Origin of the sequence: Sporosarcina saromensis (assembly GCF_033253735.1) — a bacterium.
Taxonomy (GTDB): Bacteria; Bacillota; Bacilli; order Bacillales_A; family Planococcaceae; genus Sporosarcina; species Sporosarcina saromensis.
In genome coordinates this window covers 77,830-96,363 of record NZ_JAUBDI010000006.1, presented here as the reverse complement: position 1 = coordinate 96,363, position 18,534 = coordinate 77,830, and the positions used below count along the sequence as shown (strand labels likewise).

General features: G+C 46.3%; 20 protein-coding genes. 1 reads left to right on the top strand and 19 read right to left on the bottom strand.

The window, feature by feature from the left end:
* Positions 1–6: 6 nt before the first annotated feature.
* Complete coding sequence (locus tag QT711_RS08530) at positions 7–957, bottom strand: hypothetical protein (protein WP_317943434.1); 951 nt, start codon at positions 955–957, stop codon at positions 7–9.
* Positions 958–1,071: 114 nt separating this feature from the next.
* Here QT711_RS08530 and QT711_RS08525 point away from each other — a divergent pair, with 114 nt between their 5' ends.
* Entirely contained in the window at positions 1,072–1,521 is a 450-nt protein-coding gene (locus tag QT711_RS08525; protein WP_317943432.1) for an SMI1/KNR4 family protein, read from the top strand.
* 363 nt (positions 1,522–1,884) lie between these two features.
* Here the strand turns inward: QT711_RS08525 and QT711_RS08520 are convergent, their stop codons facing one another.
* From QT711_RS08520 to QT711_RS08435, 18 genes are all read right to left on the bottom strand, one after another.
* Positions 1,885–2,358, bottom strand: coding sequence for an acyl-CoA thioesterase (locus QT711_RS08520; RefSeq protein ID WP_317943430.1), 474 nt, complete (start codon positions 2,356–2,358; stop codon positions 1,885–1,887).
* Positions 2,359–2,491: 133 nt separating this feature from the next.
* Positions 2,492–3,190 carry an ABC transporter ATP-binding protein gene (locus QT711_RS08515; protein WP_317943428.1) on the bottom strand — a complete coding sequence of 233 codons (699 nt, stop codon included), beginning with the start codon at positions 3,188–3,190 and terminating at the stop codon, positions 2,492–2,494.
* Between the two features lie 18 nt (positions 3,191–3,208).
* A complete protein-coding gene (locus QT711_RS08510) occupies positions 3,209–3,955 on the bottom strand; it encodes an ABC transporter ATP-binding protein (RefSeq protein ID WP_317943426.1) in 747 nt (248 codons plus the stop codon).
* Positions 3,948–4,760, bottom strand: a complete 813-nt coding sequence (locus QT711_RS08505; protein WP_317943424.1) for an ABC transporter permease — start codon at positions 4,758–4,760, stop codon at positions 3,948–3,950. Before QT711_RS08505 ends, QT711_RS08510 begins: the two co-directional genes overlap by 8 nt.
* A complete protein-coding gene (locus QT711_RS08500; protein WP_317943423.1) occupies positions 4,757–5,728 on the bottom strand; it encodes an ABC transporter permease in 972 nt (323 codons plus the stop codon). Before QT711_RS08500 ends, QT711_RS08505 begins: the two co-directional genes overlap by 4 nt.
* Positions 5,718–7,286, bottom strand: coding sequence for an ABC transporter substrate-binding protein (locus QT711_RS08495; protein ID WP_317943421.1), 1,569 nt, complete (start codon positions 7,284–7,286; stop codon positions 5,718–5,720). The genes QT711_RS08500 and QT711_RS08495 overlap by 11 nt, the downstream gene beginning before the upstream one ends.
* Positions 7,287–7,303: 17 nt before the next feature.
* Entirely contained in the window at positions 7,304–8,113 is an 810-nt protein-coding gene (locus QT711_RS08490; RefSeq protein ID WP_317943419.1) for an urease accessory protein UreD, read from the bottom strand.
* On the bottom strand, positions 8,103–8,729 hold the full coding sequence (gene ureG, locus QT711_RS08485) for an urease accessory protein UreG (protein ID WP_317943418.1): 627 nt from the start codon (positions 8,727–8,729) through the stop codon (positions 8,103–8,105). Before ureG ends, QT711_RS08490 begins: the two co-directional genes overlap by 11 nt.
* A gap of 17 nt (positions 8,730–8,746) precedes the next feature.
* The gene (locus QT711_RS08480) at positions 8,747–9,487 is read right to left on the bottom strand and encodes an urease accessory protein UreF (protein ID WP_317943416.1); all 741 of its coding nucleotides are present in this window, start codon (positions 9,485–9,487) and stop codon (positions 8,747–8,749) included.
* Positions 9,429–9,875 (bottom strand): urease accessory protein UreE, encoded by a 447-nt coding sequence (locus tag QT711_RS08475; RefSeq protein WP_317943414.1) that lies wholly within the window; start codon positions 9,873–9,875, stop codon positions 9,429–9,431. The genes QT711_RS08480 and QT711_RS08475 overlap by 59 nt, the downstream gene beginning before the upstream one ends.
* Before the next feature lie 111 nt (positions 9,876–9,986).
* Positions 9,987–11,702 (bottom strand): urease subunit alpha, encoded by a 1,716-nt coding sequence (ureC, locus tag QT711_RS08470; protein WP_317943412.1) that lies wholly within the window; start codon positions 11,700–11,702, stop codon positions 9,987–9,989.
* Positions 11,703–12,068 carry an urease subunit beta gene (gene ureB, locus QT711_RS08465; RefSeq protein ID WP_317943410.1) on the bottom strand — a complete coding sequence of 122 codons (366 nt, stop codon included), beginning with the start codon at positions 12,066–12,068 and terminating at the stop codon, positions 11,703–11,705.
* A 15-nt stretch (positions 12,069–12,083) separates the two neighbouring features.
* Positions 12,084–12,386 (bottom strand): urease subunit gamma, encoded by a 303-nt coding sequence (gene ureA, locus QT711_RS08460; protein WP_317943552.1) that lies wholly within the window; start codon positions 12,384–12,386, stop codon positions 12,084–12,086.
* 389 nt (positions 12,387–12,775) lie between these two features.
* Positions 12,776–13,789, bottom strand: coding sequence for an ABC transporter ATP-binding protein (locus QT711_RS08455; protein ID WP_317943409.1), 1,014 nt, complete (start codon positions 13,787–13,789; stop codon positions 12,776–12,778).
* Positions 13,786–14,733, bottom strand: a complete 948-nt coding sequence (locus QT711_RS08450; RefSeq protein WP_317943407.1) for a C40 family peptidase — start codon at positions 14,731–14,733, stop codon at positions 13,786–13,788. The genes QT711_RS08455 and QT711_RS08450 overlap by 4 nt, the downstream gene beginning before the upstream one ends.
* Positions 14,730–15,836, bottom strand: a complete 1,107-nt coding sequence (locus QT711_RS08445) for a mandelate racemase/muconate lactonizing enzyme family protein (RefSeq protein ID WP_317943405.1) — start codon at positions 15,834–15,836, stop codon at positions 14,730–14,732. Before QT711_RS08445 ends, QT711_RS08450 begins: the two co-directional genes overlap by 4 nt.
* Positions 15,837–16,760: a S66 peptidase family protein gene (locus tag QT711_RS08440; protein WP_317943404.1), complete on the bottom strand. Its 924-nt coding sequence runs from the start codon at positions 16,758–16,760 to the stop codon at positions 15,837–15,839.
* A 99-nt stretch (positions 16,761–16,859) separates the two neighbouring features.
* Positions 16,860–18,521 carry a peptide ABC transporter substrate-binding protein gene (locus QT711_RS08435; protein WP_317943402.1) on the bottom strand — a complete coding sequence of 554 codons (1,662 nt, stop codon included), beginning with the start codon at positions 18,519–18,521 and terminating at the stop codon, positions 16,860–16,862.
* Positions 18,522–18,534 lie beyond the last annotated feature (13 nt).

The following is an 18,534-nucleotide window of genomic DNA, read 5'->3' as shown; positions in this document are numbered from 1 at the left end:
AGGCGATTAAGACACAATAATCGTCTGCTCCTGCTCATCCAAACGCTTTATTTCTTCAATCGCCTCATCACGTTTACGTTTCAAACGATCTTGCACCCGGCGTACATCACGGAGCACAACATTCAATTTGCTTTTTGCATCGGTAATACGCGAATGCACCATCCAGTCCGAAAAGATGTTATCAAAGAAGATGTCCGTGAATGTGAAAAAGTCATTATGATTCACTTGAAATGACTCCGATGCGACATTTTGAACGTCCATTAATTCCGTCTCGTAATGGCGTAATGCCCGTTGCGCGCGGTGCACCAGATCGTCTGAACTATTCATTTCTGAATACTTTAATGCGGATACGACAAGACCGCCCCCTAAAAAGGTATCCCACATCGACAATCCTTCTGCATTTCCAAGCTTATCGAGCGCTGCATCCAGTGCGCGCACAGCTTTATTCCCCGCTTCCATCGCTTCGTCAATTTCACGCATCAATGAACGAATCCGAATTCGATCGTCCGCTATTTTTTGTAATGTAGCGGTTGCGACAGAGTCGTTCTGCCGAATCCAAGATTCCTTCTCCCGTAAAAAATCTTCCCAATCTTCATCGACATATTGAACATCCGCGTTCTTCGCTTGCTCTTTAAGTCGACTCAACTCGGCTTGCAAATCGGTCACTGTCTTTGCAGCTTCGTTGTACTTCAGTTCTGCTTCCGCCACTTCATTGATTTCCCGCTCCATCTGCTCGTCCCATTTGCCCGTCCATTCCTTTATTTTATTGGCAAACGAGAACTTGCCTAACTTTATGACATCCTGTTGCTCCTTCGTCAACTGACGGTGCAAGGAATCCCTCAATCTCTCTGCTTCCTTGTATTGCGCTTCCGTCCCTTCAAGTCGACGACGGATCCGATTACGCTCATTGCGTCGCAACGTCAACTCCATTTGCCTTTCATGTATATCCGTTCGCATTCATGCCACCCCTTTTTCCAGTTCACTTACTATTCATACGGACAATGGTGTAAAATGGTTTCAAACTGTCAAATCATTCTGTTGTATTTAATGTTAAAAGGGGGTTGCATCACAATGATTCATCTTTTTACGCACGAGGACAAACGTATGCCTGCTACCGAACAAGACATTCTTCAAGTAGAGGAAAAACTTAACCTAAAACTTCCAGAGGACTTCAAACAGCTGTTGCGGATTGAAAATGGAGGCGTGGTGCAGGCTGAAAAACGAGGGTTTCCTGTAGACTTCCCAATTGAAAGTGGAGATCCTTACATTGATGTGGAAGAAATTATGGGAGCAAATGAAGAGGGACTGCTTATGAGTGATTACTTCATACAAGAATGGGGACTTCCTGAACAACTCGTTCTCTTTGCCGGTAGCGGCCACGCATGGGTCGGTTTCAATTACGAAAATCCAGAAACCCCAAATGTTGTTTACGTGGAACCAGACGATGGGAATGGACATAATTTCCATGTCATCGCTCACACCTTCACTGAATTCGTTGAAAAATTAACGTCTATACAGTAAAAGATGAATGGTCAAAACCCATTCGGCGCGACGTATGACTTCAAACACAAAAAAATTCCCACGAGAGGATGCATCACGTAAAACGCATCCTCTCGTAGGAATTATTACTTTCCCTGCACTATTCGTATCGTAACCTTTGTAGCATATGCAGAACGCGGCATAACCGACCGGAACTCAGCATATCCTGCCAAAACGCCGCATAAACACTCAGAACGCAGCATATCCCGTCATATCGCCGCATTACCACCCAGAACTCAGCATATCTCGCCAAAACGCGGCATAACCACCTAGAACTCAGCATATCCCCCAAAAACACCGCATAACCGCTAAGAACTCAGCATATCCCACCAGATCGCCGCATAATCAGTGCTTCATTTCCCTGCGCAACTTTCGGTGTTCTCTACGAGCAGGCCCTGTTTCAATTAGGCGTTTCTCAGCTTCCGTTTCTCCATATACACCTGCAATTTCAACAGGTTTGTTGTCTTCATCCATTGCGACGAACGTTAAAAACGATTCGGTTGTGAGTTTTTTTGCGCCTGTTTCTAAATCCGTCGAATGCACGGATACGAAAATTTCCATTGAAGTTCTACCTGTCGAACTGACGACGGCTTCGAGTTCAAGCACGTCGCCTACCGTCGCAGAAGAGACAAAATCGACTGAGTCGATTGATGCTGTTACGACGGCAGTTTGTGCGTGCTTCATTGCGGTGATGGCCGCTATTTCATCAATGTACGCAAGTACTTTTCCTCCAAATATTGTTTGCATATGATTCGTATCAGGTGGCAATACGAGTTTTGTACTAATGGTCCGTGAGTGGCTCATCGGGCGTTGTTTCATTACGTTCATCTTCCTTTCCATTACATCCAGCTGCTTGGGTACCGTTGCTTTTATTGATAGCCGCTTGCTTCGCATAACAACTCCATGCTAGACAGTCGCTATTCCCTCAACAAGTATACCGCTCCATCCAGTCTCACTCAAACAATCGGCGAGCATACGGATGCGAAAAGTTCCATACGCCGTCCTGCTTCACGCTTTCTTCGACGATGCGACCGCCTTCCATGACATACAAACGGTCGCATAACGATTGGACAACTTTCAAGTCATGGGAAATGAAGAGCATGGCCATACCCATTTCTTCATTTAACTTCCTCAACAGTTCCACAATCTCTTTTTGAATTAATCGATCTAAGCTTGAGACGATTTCGTCGCAAATTAACAGCTTCGGTTGCATGAGGAGGGAACGGAGCAAATTGACGCGTTGTCTTTCTCCGCCACTCAGTTCAGATGGTAATCGCGTCAAATGCTTTTCATTCAGACCGACTTTCCCTAGCATCTCCCGTATATAGGCATCGCGATTACCGTCCATCAAACGAAGAGGTTCGCGTAAACTAGCTTGCACGGTCCAGGAAGGATTTAACGCGGCGGAAGCATTTTGGAAAACAATTTGAAGCGTATCGTAAAACGCACCTTTTTCAGCAACTGTAATCGTTCCTGCATCCATCATTTCCAGTCGCATGAGTAATCGTGCCAACGTACTTTTCCCGCTACCGCTTTCACCGACAAGTCCAGCGAGCTCGCCTTCATTAACCGTTAAATGAATAGCATCCAGTACACACTTTCTGCGCGCGCCACGTCCATAACTTTTAGAAAGTCCTTCAACTTGAAGCATATGCGAATTCCTCCCTTCCTAGAAACGGCTGTCAATTAGTCTTTTCGTGTAGGCGTGCACAGGGTTCGTGAACACTGATTTCACAGAACCTTGCTCAACAACACGGCCATGCTGCATAACGACAAGTGCATCCGCTACGTTCGCCACGCTATCCAGATCATGAGTAATTAACAATACGGTCGTTCCGTTTTTATTCAACGTGCGAAGCCACCCTAAAAACTCCTTTTGCACGATTGCGTCCAGCGCGGATGTTGGCTCATCAGCAATGAGAAGCTCAGGCTGTACGTACATTGCACAGGCGATCATGCATCGTTGCAACATGCCACCTGACAATTCAAACGGATAGTGTTGTAAAATCGCTGATGACAAACGCAATCCTTCTAGAATTCGCGTCATTTTCCGTTCAAATGTTTGCCAATCGTCTCCGATTCGACCGGCTGAAAATGCAAACAGTTGCCGCCCCATCTTTATATGCTCATTAAAACTGTTCGACGCATCTTGTAAAACCGTAAAAATCGACTCTCTACGTAGTTTCACCATATCATCATCGGCTATCGCCAATAAATTCGTACCTTTATACATAATTTCCCCTTCAACTTGAGCATTCTTCGGCAACAAGAGCAAAATACTAGCAACCGTCAAACTCTTCCCACTGCCACTCTCTCCAATTAAAGCCGTAATTTTTTCTTTCTCAACCTTGAAAGAACTGTCATGCACGACACCCACACCATCTAATGCAATCGATAATCGTTTCAGCTCAAGCACGAATTCCCCTCCGTTTCGGTTCCTTCAACGCTTCGCCGATGAAGTTGATGGATAGCACCGTTAAAAAAATGAGTAATCCCGGGAACAAACCGACCCACCATGCACCTATTAATAAATCATTCTGCGCATTGGACAGCATCGTTCCCCAAGACGGCACCGCAGGCGGTATTCCGATCCCAAGAAAACTGAGCGACACTTCAATGAAAACTGCTCCGGCAAAGTTGAAAATCGTCACGACAAATAATGGCGTCAGGCTGTTTCGTAGCAAATGCCCCGTAAAGATTTTCCAACTAGGTGTGCCAAACATCTTGGCCATCTTTACATACTCAGCATCTTTCAGCCTCATAAACTCCGTCCGAACGATACGTGCAGTCGCAAACCATCCCGTCACACCGATAATGAGTGTCATTCCCCACATTCCACCTTGGATGATCGCTTGAACTGCAAGCACCATAATGAGCGAGGGAATTGCGATGAATGCTTCCAACAAACGCATCATGATCGCATCCAACCAGCCTCCAACATACCCGCTAATTCCTCCATAAATGACTCCAATGAGGAAGGAGAGGAACACCGATAGCGCAGCGACGGTCAATGTCACCTTTCCACCGTGCAATAGACGAGTCAAGACATCTCTTCCTAAATGATCCGTCCCGAGTACATGCGCTCCGCCAGGCGATGCATACACTTCATCTAAATTCATTTCATTAACTGCATAGGGTGCCAAAACGTTTGAAAAGATGGTACAGAAAAGAACAAGACTGAGTAGCAAACACGATACAATAACCGTCTTTTTTCTTTTCATGTCCCCAACTCCCCTTTACGCAGCTTTGGATTAAGGACGAACGTTACTACGTCAATAACGACTAAACTGCAAACGACAATGACACCGGTTAGCATAATGCCTCCCATTAAAACGGGATAGTCCTTCACCATGACCGATTTGGCCATCATTTGACCTAGACCTGCCCACGAAAATAACGACTCCACGATGACAGAACCGCCAAAAAAGGAAGGAATGGTCATCGCGAGATAATTCAAATACGGAATGAGTGCATTGCGAATCATCCCTCTTTGCAACTCCCGTTCATCTACACCATTCGCTCTTGCCGCCATGACATAGTAACTTTCTGCCTCCACCTTCACACTATCTTGAAGGAAGCGAGCATAAATGCCGACATGTGTCAGCACGACAACAGCGACTGGCATGATGAGGTGTTGCAATTTATCAATCAACCCACCGTTTCCTCCAATACTTTGCATGCCGGAAGATGGCAGCATGCCGAGTTGGACTGAAAACAAATAAATGAACAGAATGCCGAGCCAAAATGCAGGAATGGAAGATGAAGCAATACTGAACGTCGTCAAGCTTCGATCTAACAACGAACCTGGGTGCATACCCGCCTTCAAACCAAGCCAAATGGAACAACCCACAATGCACACGAGTGATGTGCCAATGAGCAACAGTGTATGCGGCAGGCGTTCACTGAGAATTTCAGCGACTGGCCGACCTTCCTTGGCAGACATCCCTAAATTGCCTTGCACCGTTTCTTTCAACCACGCACCATACTGCACCATTAACGGTCGATCGAGTGCAAACACCTGATTGATGCGTTCTTTTTCGGCAGCGCTTAGCATTTGTGCATTCCCACCATAATAAGCGGTCGCGGAGCTTCCAGGCCCTGCATGCATCATGAAAAAAGAGAGGAAGCTCAAGATGAAGAGGACGAGTATCCCCAACATCATGCGCTTCCCAACCCATTTAACGGTCATTCCACTTCCACTCCTCGACGTTCCATAAAAAGCCGGAACCGTGATGACCAAGTATCCGTTCTTTCACGCCTTCTACCTGTTTATTCATACCATACACTGCATCAGCATAAGCAATAAACGCAAAAGCAGGATCGTTTGCCAATGCTTCTTGGAACGCCTTGTAACTCGCTTCCCTCTCCTCCACATCGGTAGCTAATCGACCTTTTTCAAGCCATTCATCAACGACTGGATTCGCATAACTACCATAATTGTAGCCTGAACTCGTCAATGGTGATTCACTTGAATGGAACAGACTGTACGTATGGTGATCCGCATCATATGGACTTCCCCAACCAATCATGAACGCTTCCGTCTCTTCAATTGTAATAGCAGACCAGTCTAGTGCCGCCACTTCAACTTGTGCACCAATCGCCTTGAAGTCTTCCGCAATGTAATTCGCCATATTTACCCGCACGGCGTCAGATGCAGGGGCTGTAATGGTGAATGCAAGCGTAATGCCCTCTTTTTGCCGCACGCCATCGTCGCCTTTTTTCCAGCCTGCTTCGTCGAGCAAAGCCTCGGCTTTTGCGATGTCGTAGCTGTATTTTTCAATACTTTCATTATGAAATGCGTGTTTTTGAAGAGGTGAGTACGCCTCTTCACCGTATCCTTTTAAAATGCCTTTTACGATTTGTGAACGGTCAATTGCATAACTAAATGCTTGTCGTACCCGTTGATCTTGCCAAAGTGGCTCGTTCATATTAAATAACATGCCCCGATAATCCGCAGTTTCGACATCGTAAATGTTCAAGTGCTCTTTCTTTTCCATTTCAGCCACTTGATTTGGGTCGAGTAAAGCGATATCGACTTCTCCTGATGCCAATTGAAGTGCGCGGACGTTACTATCTGGAATAAATTTAAAAATGACTTTCTCTATCGATGGAGTCGTTCCGTAAAAGTCCGGATACGCTGTTAACGTCAAGCTTGCGCCGCGATTCCACTGCTCGAACTGATACGGTCCCGCGCCTATTGGATGACTAGTAAAGGAAGCCGTTCGCATGTCCTGTCCTTCAAAAGCATGTTTCGGTAAAATCGGGACAGTCAACTTGTCCAAAATCGGTGTGAAAGGCTGTTTGAGTGTCATTTCCACTTCGTACGCACCGATTTCCTTTAGGGAATCCACTTCCGTGAAGTCGGATTTTAAAAAGGATGCATTTTGATCGTCTAAGATGCTTTCGATTGTGAAGATGACGTCTTCTGCGGTCAGCGGTTCACCGTCGTGGAAGGTGATGCCTTCACGTAATTTGAACGTGTAGGTACGCTTATCTTCCGACATCGTGTAGGATTCAGCGATGTCTTTTACTGCTTCATTATTTTCATTGAAGCGGAATAGTCCGCGAAATAAAAGTGCGTCCACATTCGTTTCTTCAAGGACTGGATTTAGACCATCAAATTCAGATTCCGAAGCATAGATAAGCTGATTCTTTTTTACGCCAGCCGCGTTGTCATTCTGTTTCCCACAACCGACAAGGGCAATAGCGATTAGGATGGTGATGATGCCAATAGTTTGTTTCTTCATTGAATCCTCCACAAGTTCTACATACGTGCTGCAAGGTCTGAAAAGACGCGTTTCATTTCTTGTTGCAGCTTCCATTGGTCGACGCCGAGGAAGCGGCAATGGACCGCGTTTCCTGTTAGTCGTGTAATGCCTGCCCGTAAACCTTCTCCGACTTGCATTGCTTCTTGAATCGCACGTAAGTCAAGCTCCTTTGCCGTGTCAGACACGAGCCAAATGGAGCCGATATACAACGCGTCTTCCAACATACCCAGTTGTCCATAATGCATCGTCTCTGGGGTGAAATGAATGGCGTCAAATGCGACAAGTTCTTTTTCATGATAGATCTTCATCGATGATTGCATAGAAGTGAAGTCAAATACTTCCCCTCTCTTTTCTCTGCCTGGTGCTAATATTTCTCCCCAAAGCAGTTTGGAACCTTTGTCTACGTGAATGTTCGTCTCCATTTGAAACTTTGAATCAGCAAATGGAATGATCACTTCAGGCATCCATTCGAGCCGTGCATTTTCTCCAACTTGTACGCGTATAGACTGAATGCACGTTTCTCCTGTATGTGAGCGGTAAATCTTTAACGCCGATTGTTGGATAATTCTCACTGAACTGTCCGGTTTCAATTCGATGGAGATGTCATTCAGATCGGCAGCTACCATTCCGCCAGACGACTCCATAATGTAGACGGTCGCCATCGGATTGTGCCCCTCATACAATTCGCGGCTCGCTTTTAGAGGCGGTTGTTGAAATACGTGGGGCATGCGGGTGAATCCTCTTCTCGGTTCAAACACCATCTCCAGCTTACCGTGGTGATTGATGCGTGAAACTTTACTTACCACTTGTCGCCTCTGCGTTTTCAAGCAACATATGATGTTTAATCCAATTGACGATCTGATCGACGTTTTTCTTTGAACGCACATCCGCAAATACGTAAGGACGACCATTCCGCATGTTCTTCACATCACTGTCCATCACGTCCAAGTCAACACCGACGTGAGGAGCTAGGCTTGTTTTATTAATTAATAATAGATCAGAACGGGTTAAAGCTGGACCGCCTTTACGCGGGATATCTTGTCCTTCCGCCACATCGATGACGTAAATGTAACCATCGACTAACTCCGGGCTGAAGGTTGCTGATAAATTATCGCCGCCACTTTCAACAAAAATAATATCCAAGTCTGGAAAACGCTCTTTTAGTTCGTCGATGGCCGCAAAGTTCATGGACGCATCTTCACGGATAGCCGTATGTGGACATCCGCCTGTTTCTACACCGATAATCCGGTTTTCCTCTAACACGCCGTTGCGCATAAGAAATTGCGCATCTTCACGTGTGTAAATGTCGTTTGTAATGACTGCAACGTTGTAATCTGTATGCATTGCGCGGGTCAACTGATCGACTAGTGATGTTTTCCCTGATCCGACCGGACCCCCGATGCCAATTCGTACTGGTTTCATTCAAAAATCCCTCGCTATCATGATATAAATAATCTCGAAAATAAATATTCGTGCTTCATCGATGCTAACTCGATGCCAAGCGCATTGTTGCATAGATTTGCTTCCGTTAACGTAGAAACAGTTGTTGCTGCTTTGACTACTTCTTCTGCTAGTGCATGCATGGCCTGCACGCCTGTATTTTGACCGAAAGGAACAGCCCGTACAGCATTTTGAATCAGTCCGTTGACGGAGGCGAATAAATAGGAAAGCACTGCATGATGGGCATCTATTGCATTCACTGCACAGTAGATACCATAGAGAATTGCATAATGCCCTTTTATGCCATTCGACTGGATTCGCTCCTTCCATTCATCAAAAAATGGATCATCGACGAGTGGCGCAATTGTTCGGATGAACTGCCTCCCCATATTGACACTTGCATCACGCGACTCCTTTGCGAGCTTGACAGCTCCACAAAGTTGTTCCAAATGAAGAAGACGCTCCGTGTCCCGATTCAGTGCTGCAAAATGGGCTTCTTGAATAAGTAGTGCATCTCCATACACAAGATTTTGGTACAAATATGTTGAGCAATAGGTGATCAATTGTTCTTTTGTCCGAATCAAATCTTCCTGGATGTACGTCTCCATACCGAATGATTGCGTATAGGAACCGATTGGAAATGCGGAGTCATGGATTTGCAGAAGTCGAAGCAGTTGTAAATCAGTGGGCGTGCCCACGGTATTTGAATGGCTGTGTAAATCGACGCTCGGTTGTCTCATAGTCCACACCTACTTCATCTAATAATGGCGCTAACGTGTGATCTGCACGGACAACAATTTCATTTTCACCAATGAGCGCAGGTGTATGACGGTTGCCAAGTTCAAATGCAGTCTTGCCCATTTGCACCATATCTTTTGGACGGATCACAATGACCGGCTCCATCTTCGTGCGAATCGCAATACAACGCTCTTCATCTTCATAGAGGACGTCACCGTATTGCAACGGCTCTTCTTGGTCGATGCGTAATGCGATGTCCGTTCCTGCAGTTGTCTCCGTACGCAAAATCCGCTTGCTCAATTCTTCCCACTCGAGTTCTACCCACTCAAGTTGCTTGCCCGCAATTTCTTCCGTGCGGCCGATATTCCCAATTATTTTTTCGATTAACATGTTGTTCGCCTCTTTTCATGGAGCTGGTACTGAACGCATTTCAGTGAAGGTCATCTTTTAACGAGCTCCCGCTGGAACTGCAACAGTACCGCCTCAATCTTTAATTGTTCATTAAAACAAGAAATACCGCTGTGCCATCGGAAGAACACTTACCGGCTCGCACGTCGCCAACTCACCGTCGATTTTCACTTCATACGTCTCTGAATCGACATCGATGACTGGCATTTCACTGTTCAACTTCATGTCGGCTTTAGAGATATTCCGGCAATTCTTCACCGTACCGATCATCTTCTTCAAGCCGAGTTGTTCAGGTAATCCTTCTTCGACAGCAATTTTAGGCAAGAATGTCATGCCAACATTTTGAGGACCTTGTCCATGGAACCCATACATTCTCCGTCCCATCATTGGTTGTGGTGTCGGAATGGAAGCGTTCGGGTCACCGGTAATTGCATAGACCGCCACGCCGGCTTTAATGACGAGCTCTGATTTCACACCAAAAAATGCAGGATCCCATAAGATGATGTCCGCTAATTTGCCTTCTTCCAAGGAACCGATTTCATGCGCAATCCCTTGGGCAATTGCAGGATTGATCGTATATTTTGCTACGTATCGTTTGACGCGATAGTTATCGTTATCATTGCCTTCGTCTTGCGGAAGTGGACCACGCTGTTGTTTCATTTTATTCGCGGTCTGCCATGTGCGGATCGTTACTTCACCAACACGTCCCATTGCTTGCGAGTCCGATGACATAATACTTAAAATCCCTAAGTCTTGCATAATATCTTCGGCCGCAATTGTTTCAGGACGAATCCGCGAATCGGCAAATGCAACATCCTCTGCTACATCATGTTTTAAATGATGACAAACCATGAGCATGTCCAAATGCTCGTCAATCGTATTCGTCGTAAACGGTTTTGTCGGATTCGTCGATGCCGGCAAAACATTCGGAAGTGACGCCATCTTCAATTGGTCAGGCGCATGTCCACCGCCTGCACCTTCCGTATGGAAAACGTGTATGACACGGTCGCCAATCGCTTCTATCGTACTTTCTACAAAGCCTGCTTCGTTCAATGTATCGGAATGCAACGCCACTTGGATGTCGTACTCATCCGCTACCGTCAAACTTTGATGTAACGCAGAAGGTGTCGCGCCCCAGTCTTCGTGAATCTTCACGCCGATTGCTCCAGCACGCACTTGTTCAACAAGTGGCTCCGGCACGGATGCACTGCCTTTGCCGAAGAGACCGATATTCATCGGAATATCTTCGATCGCCTGTAACATACGATGCAAATGCCACTTGCCCGGTGTCACTGTCGTCGCTCGTGAGCCTGCTGCAGGGCCCGTTCCCCCACCAATGAACGTTGTCGTACCCGCAAACAACGCAGTATCCACTTGTTGCGGACTGATGAAGTGAATATGTGTGTCAATCGCTCCTGCTGTTGCAATTAACCCTTCTCCTGCATACACTTCCGTGCCGACACCGATAATCATCCCTTGGTCGACACCGTCCATCGTATTTGGATTTCCTGCTTTACCAATCCCGACAATTCGTCCGTCCTTTATACCAATATCCGCTTTGACGATTCCTGTATAATCGATAATCATGACGTTCGTAATGACGGAGTCCAACACGCCGTCCTCAGACGTTTTTTGTCCGTTCTGCCCCATTGAGACACGCAATGATTTCCCACCGCCAAAAACGCCTTCATCTCCATACGTCGTATAATCCTTTTCAATTTCAATCCATAGATCGGTATCCGCTAAACGGACTTTATCGCCCACAGTCGGTCCGAACATTTTTGCATATTGTTCATGTGTCACTTTCATTTAACTGTCAGCTCCTTTAAACCCACCATCAGATGCCTTCTCGATAATTTCCGCTTTATGATGCGTTGACCCTTCCGTCAACTGATTTAAGCCGAAGACGTGACGCTTCCCACCAAACTCGACAAGCTCCACTTCCTTCTCTTCACCCGGCTCGAAACGGACAGCAGTACCTGAAGGAATATTTAAGTGCATCCCAACTGCTTGCTCACGATCAAATTCAAGAAATCGATTCACCTCAATGAAATGGAAATGCGATCCTACTTGAATTGGGCGATCCCCCGTGTTTGCCACACGCACCGTCTTCACTTCACGTCCAACATTAATTTCGATGAACCCTTCAGCCGTCTTCACTTCTCCTGGTATCACAAACAAAACCTCCCTTTATTGAATCGGATTATGTACCGTCACAAGTTTTGTACCGTCTGGGAACGTGCACTCGATCTGCACATCGCTGATCATGTCGCCGACACCTTCCATGACATCTTCAACCGTAAGCACTTGCTTCGCCTCACTCATTAACTGCGCAACCGTCTTGCCATCACGCGCACCCTCCATGATGAAATGACTAATAAGCGCTACGGATTCCGGGTAATTTAACTTCACGCCTCGCTCCTTTCGCTTCAACGCAAGCTCTCCCGCAACATGCAGCAACATCTTTTCCTGTTCAACTGGTGATAACTTCAACAACCATCCCTCCAACGTATTATTTTTTGACATTTCAAAAAACCAGAGACACAAGTATGCCTCCTGCGCAAACGTACTATTCATTTTTAAAAGCTTTTTTGTGTTTTGCATGAACATGCAATGTTGGACAGACGTCCGATAGATTGGGACCTGGCTAGGGATGCAGGTCAAAAGAGGTAGTAGAGGAAAATCTCATCACAAGTATTATAAGATATTAAAAATTGGTTGGCAATAGTTATAGAATCTAGCATAGTTCTAAAAAGCTTCCATGCGTGTTTTGATGAATCGCGAATGGACTAATTGCTAGCAATTACCATGCTACCGCATGTACAGACCTAGCCTTCTTTTGGAATTGTCAACATCTTGCCCAATCAAAAAAGCCGCCCTAATTAGTAGGACGACCCGACTGCTACCTTCACGGCATCTGACCGTTTCATCATTTCTGGATCATGTAAATGGCACGCGACAAAATGCCCTTCCTCTTTTTCCAACCAGTTCGGCTTGACGTCGGCACAGATCGACATTGCATACGGACAACGTGTCCGGAATACACAACCAGACGGTGGATCGATTGGACTTGGCAACTCACCTTCCAATAAAATCCGTTCACGTGATTCCTCGATGTCCGGATCTGGTATCGGAATAGCAGAAAGCAATGCTTCTGTATAAGGATGCAACGGTTTATCATAAAGCTGCGAGCTTGTCGTCAGCTCCACCATATGCCCTAAGTACATGACACCAATTCGACTGGAAATGTATTTGACCATCGATAGGTCATGCGCGATAAATAAATACGTCAACCCCTTCTCCTTTTGGAGACGTTGTAGCAATTTGACGACTTGCGCTTGTACCGATACATCCAACGCGGAAATCGGTTCATCCGCAATGATGAATTCAGGATCGAGTGCTAGTGAACGGGCAATACCGATTCGTTGACGCTGCCCACCGGAAAACTCATGCGGATAGCGGTTCGCATGATCGCGGTTCAACCCGACATCTTCCAGCAATTCGATGACACGTTGACGCATTTCCTTCTGCGTCTTGAACATCCCATGGATTTGCATCGGCTCTGCAATAATTTCATAGACGGTTGACCGTGGATTTAGAGACGCATAAGGATCTTGGAAAATCATCTGCATCTCTTTCAAAAACCGTTGTCGCTCTTTATCCGTCATGTCATGGACGCTTTTCCCATCGTATAACACTTCTCCATCGGTTTTATTGTATAAGCCAAGAATCGTTCGACCAGCCGTCGATTTCCCACAGCCTGATTCACCTACAAGCCCGAATGTCTCCCCGCGTAAAATATCAAAACTGATGCCGTCAACTGCCTTCAACGTCTTCCCTTTGCCCATATCGAAATGACGTTTCAAGTTTTTGACGGATAGGATTACATCTGTCATACATCTGCCCCCTCTCTAGTCCCGTACCGGCGAACTGCGCATAACTCCTTCTCCAATTTCGACCCTGCCAACTGGACGACTTCAATGGAGTAACCTGTTGAAGGTGAATGTAACAGCAAATCGTCCCCGTAATAAAACCCGACGTGACGGACATTCCCTTTCCCTTCATCGTTCGCAAAGAACAACAAATCCCCTTTTTCCCAGCGTTCTCGCTCATGAAGGGGCACTTCCTCTCCGTTTACCGCCTGGTCACTCGCATCTCTGGGGATGAAATAGCCGCAAGCTTTCAACATGTTGTACGTAAATCCTGAGCAATCATACCCATACGGTGACATACCACCCCAGAAATACGGCAAGTCCAAATAAGCTAATCCTTCGTCCACAGCTGCTGAAGCTGGACGTTTGTGAAATTGATGGACAGAAGTAGCCCGCACAATGTCTTCTTTCCGAACAAGCGCTTCTCCATCTGGCGTGTCCACGACAAAATGGTCTTCCTGCTCGTCCGTTAGCGGAAGCATCGTGTTGAACGGCACGATTCGTTCAGGCAGCCCATCCAAGCTCCACAATTGCGCTTTCGGCACGGCAATACGGATAAAACCGCCTGCTGCTTCCAGTGGTTCCGCTTTTTTTAATTGTGCAACAGGTACCCATCCTGGATAGCCACGTGGATCTTTTTTAGACGGTTGCCAAACAGCAATGATTTTCGCCCACTCGCAGACAATTTCGTCAACAATGACCGGTTCACCGTATAACAATTGTGTTTGTACTCGGTTGGCATTACATAAATCCAACCGTTGTTCATAGACGAGCTTTTCGAGCCATTTGTTTAATTGAACAGGGTTCGATACCCCTTCTGCGTCCAGTTCCCTTACAGACTCAGGTGATGTCCAAACCGTTGCAACAGAAACTGCGCACGCATACATATTCACCGTCATTTCCGTCATTGTATTTCCTCCTTCCCGATGCAATCCATTTCCGCCTGTAGTAGTCCAAGACCAGCACTTTCTGGCAAGTGGATCCGTCGTCCTTCATAGACGATGCCACCACCCACAATATCCTTTGCAAGCATAAGCGGCGCATCGAAATCGTATCGCGTAATGTTCGGTTGACTCGCCGCTAAATGGGCTGCTGCTGTGATGCCGAGCTTCGTTTCAATCATACTGCCAACCATACATTGCACACCGAAAGATTCAGCGAGTGCATTGATTTTTAACGCCTCATGGATGCCGCCTGATTTCATGAGTTTGATGTTAATCAAATCGGCTGCCCTTCGTTCCAATACGCGTTTTGCATCTTTGGCAGAAAATACACTTTCATCCGCCATAATGGGTGTCAGCGTATGATTTGTCACGTATGTAAGGCCATCGATATCGTCAGCATGTACGGGTTGTTCGATCAATTCGATCGCCAGTCCTGCATCTTCCATCTGACCAATCGCATAGACAGCTTCTTTCGGTTTCCACCCTTGGTTGGCATCTAACCTAATTTTAGGACCATCACCAATACGCGCTCTGATGGCACGGATTCGCGCAATGTCTTCGCTAATGTCACCGATACCTACTTTTACTTTCAAGACATTGAACCCGTTGCTGATGTATCTTTCAGCATCATCAGCCATTTCTGCCGGATCATTGACACTTACTGTGAAATCTGTTTCAAGTTCGTTGCGGAATCCCCCTAGTAGTTGATAGAGCGGCAGTCCTGCAAGTTGACCGAGTAGGTCATGAATGGCCATATCAACGGCGGCTTTCGCACTGGTGTTGCGGACGATAGAACCAGTGAGCAAACGAAAAATCTCCTCGCGATTCCGCAAATCCTTCCCAAGCAGTTGAGGGGTGATCACTTCTTGAATGGCGTATGTGATGCTGCCAAGTGAGTCACCTGTGATGACGTGGGTTGGTGGCGCTTCTCCCCAACCGGTATGGCCGTCGTCCGTTGTCACTTTGACATAGATGGCGTATGCGGTTGTTACGGTTCGGAGTGCTGTTTTGAATGGTTTTGTCAACGGCACGGCGACGGGAATCGTTTCGATGGAATGAATGTGCATTTAGTCCACCCCCGGCAAGATTGTCAACGTTTTCTGATTCGCATCGAGTTGAGCTTGGACGCCTAACGGAACAGCAAAGTGTGGTTCGCAATGACCGATTTTGAAACCTTTCACGACGGGCTTCCCTAAGTCTCCGAGATAGTGGTCAAATAGCGCATCAAGCGATACAGGTGCAGTTTGTTTTTTCGGCTCCGTGTTTGCAAAATCACCAATTACAATGCCTGCAACGTCCGCCAGTTTGCCCGCCATCCGCAGCTGGTTTAAGAGACCGTCTACCCGATACGGTTCTTCTCCGATATCTTCTATGAGTAATAGTTTACCGGACGTTTCAAGCTCGAATTTCGTGCCAAGTGTACTGACGAGTAACGATAAGTTCCCGCCAACGAGTTCGCCTTCCGCAACCCCTCCGCTCACTGTCGTTAATGGAGAAATGTCTTCGGTGTAGTGTAACTCCATTGGTTCAAATAACTGTTGAAACATTTTGCCCGACAGTTCATGGAAGGTGTCTTTACCAACGCAAGATGCAAGCATCGGGCCGTGGAACGTGACGATGTTCGAGTACAGACCGATTGCCGTATGCAAAAACGTAATGTCACTGTACCCCCAGAAAATTTTCGGGTTTTCCGCGATGAGCTGTAAATCGAGCTGATCAGTGAAGCGGGCCGTTCCATAGCCACCTCTTGCACAAATAATGCCTTTGATCGTTGGGTCTGCAAACATGTCTTCCAAGTCTTTGCGGCGGTCGTCATCCGAACCCGCCAAATACCCATCTTTATCGTATACATGCTTGCCAAACTTCCACTGCAAGCCGAGCTGTTCCAAAAATTCCAGCGAACGTTGTAAACTAGCTTCCTCAGATGGACTAGCTGGCGATACAATACCAATCGTATCTCCTTTTTGAAGTCTTTTAGGACGTATTCTCATAACCCTCTCCTTCTTTGGTGACAGGCACCAACACAATTCTGACGATTCTTCACATAAATGACAAAATCGCGGCGCCATGACGGACACCGCGACTGAAGATTACTTCTTATCCGCGTATTTCAAGTCGACGTAGCCAACAGGGTGACGCAGGATTCCGGATACGCCCGGCTTTTCAAGTGTTGTCTGGTTGTAGAAGTATAGTGGGAAAACAGGCATTTCTTCCATTAGAAGTTTGTCTGCTTGTTGTAAGAGCTCCCAACGTTTGTTTTCATCTGTTTCGTTCTTAATATCTGTGATGAGCTTGTCGTAGTCTGGATTTGACCATGTCGTACGGTTCATCGACGAACCCGTGATGAAGCTCTCAAGTGCGTTGACAGGGTCAGCATAGTCATGCAAGAAAGAAGAACGGGACATTTGGTATTTGAATTCCTTTTGCTCAGATAGGAATACCGCACCTTCCACTTGTTGCAATTTCGCATCTACACCTAATACTTCTTTAAATTTCGATTGTAGCGCAATTGCAATGTTTTGGTGAGACTCACTTGTGTTATAAGACAGCGTGATTTCAGGAAGTTCTGTATAGCCTTCTTCTTTCATCCCTTCCTCTAGCAAACGTTTTGCTTCTTCAGGGTCGTAAGAAACAAGGTCACCAACCGATTCACGGAATTCTTTCCCGTCCGGACCGATAAATCCGTACGTGACAAATCCACGAGCTGGTTTTTCACCGTTTTTCGTTACAAAGTTTACGATTTCATCACGATCGACAGCTAGACCGAATGCACGACGGATCTTTTTGTTTTGGAACGGCTCCATTGATGTATTGAAGCGGTAGAAATATAAACCTGCTTGGTCATCAATACGGAGTTCATCGCTATCTTTCAACTGATCTGCCAATTCAGAAGGCACACCGGATACATCCAGCTCGTTTGATTGGTACATTTGGTAAGAGGTTGTTGAATCATTCACCATTGCCCAATGCACTTTATCCAGTTTTACAGCCGCTGCATCCCAATAGTGTTCGTTTTTCTCAAACTCAAAGCTTACATCGTGATCCCATGCAGACAATTTGAACGGTCCATTCCCTACAAATGTAGCCGCTTCTGTATGCCAAGTCGGGTCAGCAGTTGCCACTTTTTCATTGATCGGGAAAAAGCTTGGGTTTGTAATAATGTTCAAGAACGCTTCGTTCGGTGACGTTAGCGTAACAACGAATGTTTTCTCGTCTTTTGCTTCAATTGCAATATCATCTGCTGAACCTTCCCCAGTATTGTATGCTTCAGCTCCATCGATGAAGTATGCCAAGAAAGCTGCAGGTGATGCTGTTTCAGGATTCAACATGTGTTTCCATGCAAAGACGAAATCTCCCGCTACGACTGGATCTCCATTTGACCATTTTGCGTTTTCACGGATTGTGAATGTATACGTCAAGCCATCATCTGAGATATCAATTTTTTCTGCTGTCGCTTCGACCGCTTTATGATCCTCATCCAAACGCGTCAAACCTTCCATGATGTTGTTCAGCGCGCTCCATGATACAGCGTTAAACCCGATGGACGGATCAAATGACGTTGGCTCTTCTCCATTGTTCAAATAGAGGATTTTTTCGCCACTTCCCGTTTCTTCTTTCCCTTCTCCTTCTTCCGTTTCAGGTGCAGGATCTGTCTTTTCATCTGGTTCTTTGCCTGCATCCTTATTGGCAGTACACGCCGCAAGAACAAGCGCGAGCATCGCCATCAGTAAAAACGTTAACCACTTTTTCATTACAAAAGCCCCC

Coding starts and splice junctions, on each gene's coding strand:
- QT711_RS08530 (WP_317943434.1), bottom strand. CDS start 957: ATGCGAACGGATATACATGAAAGGCAAATGGAGTTGACGTTGCGACGC.
- QT711_RS08500 (WP_317943423.1), bottom strand. CDS start 5,728: ATGACCGTTAAATGGGTTGGGAAGCGCATGATGTTGGGGATACTCGTC.
- QT711_RS08505 (WP_317943424.1), bottom strand. CDS start 4,760: ATGAAAAGAAAAAAGACGGTTATTGTATCGTGTTTGCTACTCAGTCTT.
- QT711_RS08480 (WP_317943416.1), bottom strand. CDS start 9,487: ATGAGACAACCGAGCGTCGATTTACACAGCCATTCAAATACCGTGGGC.
- QT711_RS08440 (WP_317943404.1), bottom strand. CDS start 16,760: ATGAGAATACGTCCTAAAAGACTTCAAAAAGGAGATACGATTGGTATT.
- ureC (WP_317943412.1), bottom strand. CDS start 11,702: ATGAAAGTGACACATGAACAATATGCAAAAATGTTCGGACCGACTGTG.
- QT711_RS08445 (WP_317943405.1), bottom strand. CDS start 15,836: ATGCACATTCATTCCATCGAAACGATTCCCGTCGCCGTGCCGTTGACA.
- QT711_RS08450 (WP_317943407.1), bottom strand. CDS start 14,733: ATGACGGAAATGACGGTGAATATGTATGCGTGCGCAGTTTCTGTTGCA.
- QT711_RS08515 (WP_317943428.1), bottom strand. CDS start 3,190: ATGCTTCAAGTTGAAGGACTTTCTAAAAGTTATGGACGTGGCGCGCGC.
- ureG (WP_317943418.1), bottom strand. CDS start 8,729: ATGAAACCAGTACGAATTGGCATCGGGGGTCCGGTCGGATCAGGGAAA.
- QT711_RS08455 (WP_317943409.1), bottom strand. CDS start 13,789: ATGACAGATGTAATCCTATCCGTCAAAAACTTGAAACGTCATTTCGAT.
- QT711_RS08520 (WP_317943430.1), bottom strand. CDS start 2,358: ATGAAACAACGCCCGATGAGCCACTCACGGACCATTAGTACAAAACTC.
- QT711_RS08495 (WP_317943421.1), bottom strand. CDS start 7,286: ATGAAGAAACAAACTATTGGCATCATCACCATCCTAATCGCTATTGCC.
- QT711_RS08525 (WP_317943432.1), top strand. CDS start 1,072: ATGATTCATCTTTTTACGCACGAGGACAAACGTATGCCTGCTACCGAA.
- QT711_RS08475 (WP_317943414.1), bottom strand. CDS start 9,875: ATGTTAATCGAAAAAATAATTGGGAATATCGGCCGCACGGAAGAAATT.
- QT711_RS08435 (WP_317943402.1), bottom strand. CDS start 18,521: ATGAAAAAGTGGTTAACGTTTTTACTGATGGCGATGCTCGCGCTTGTT.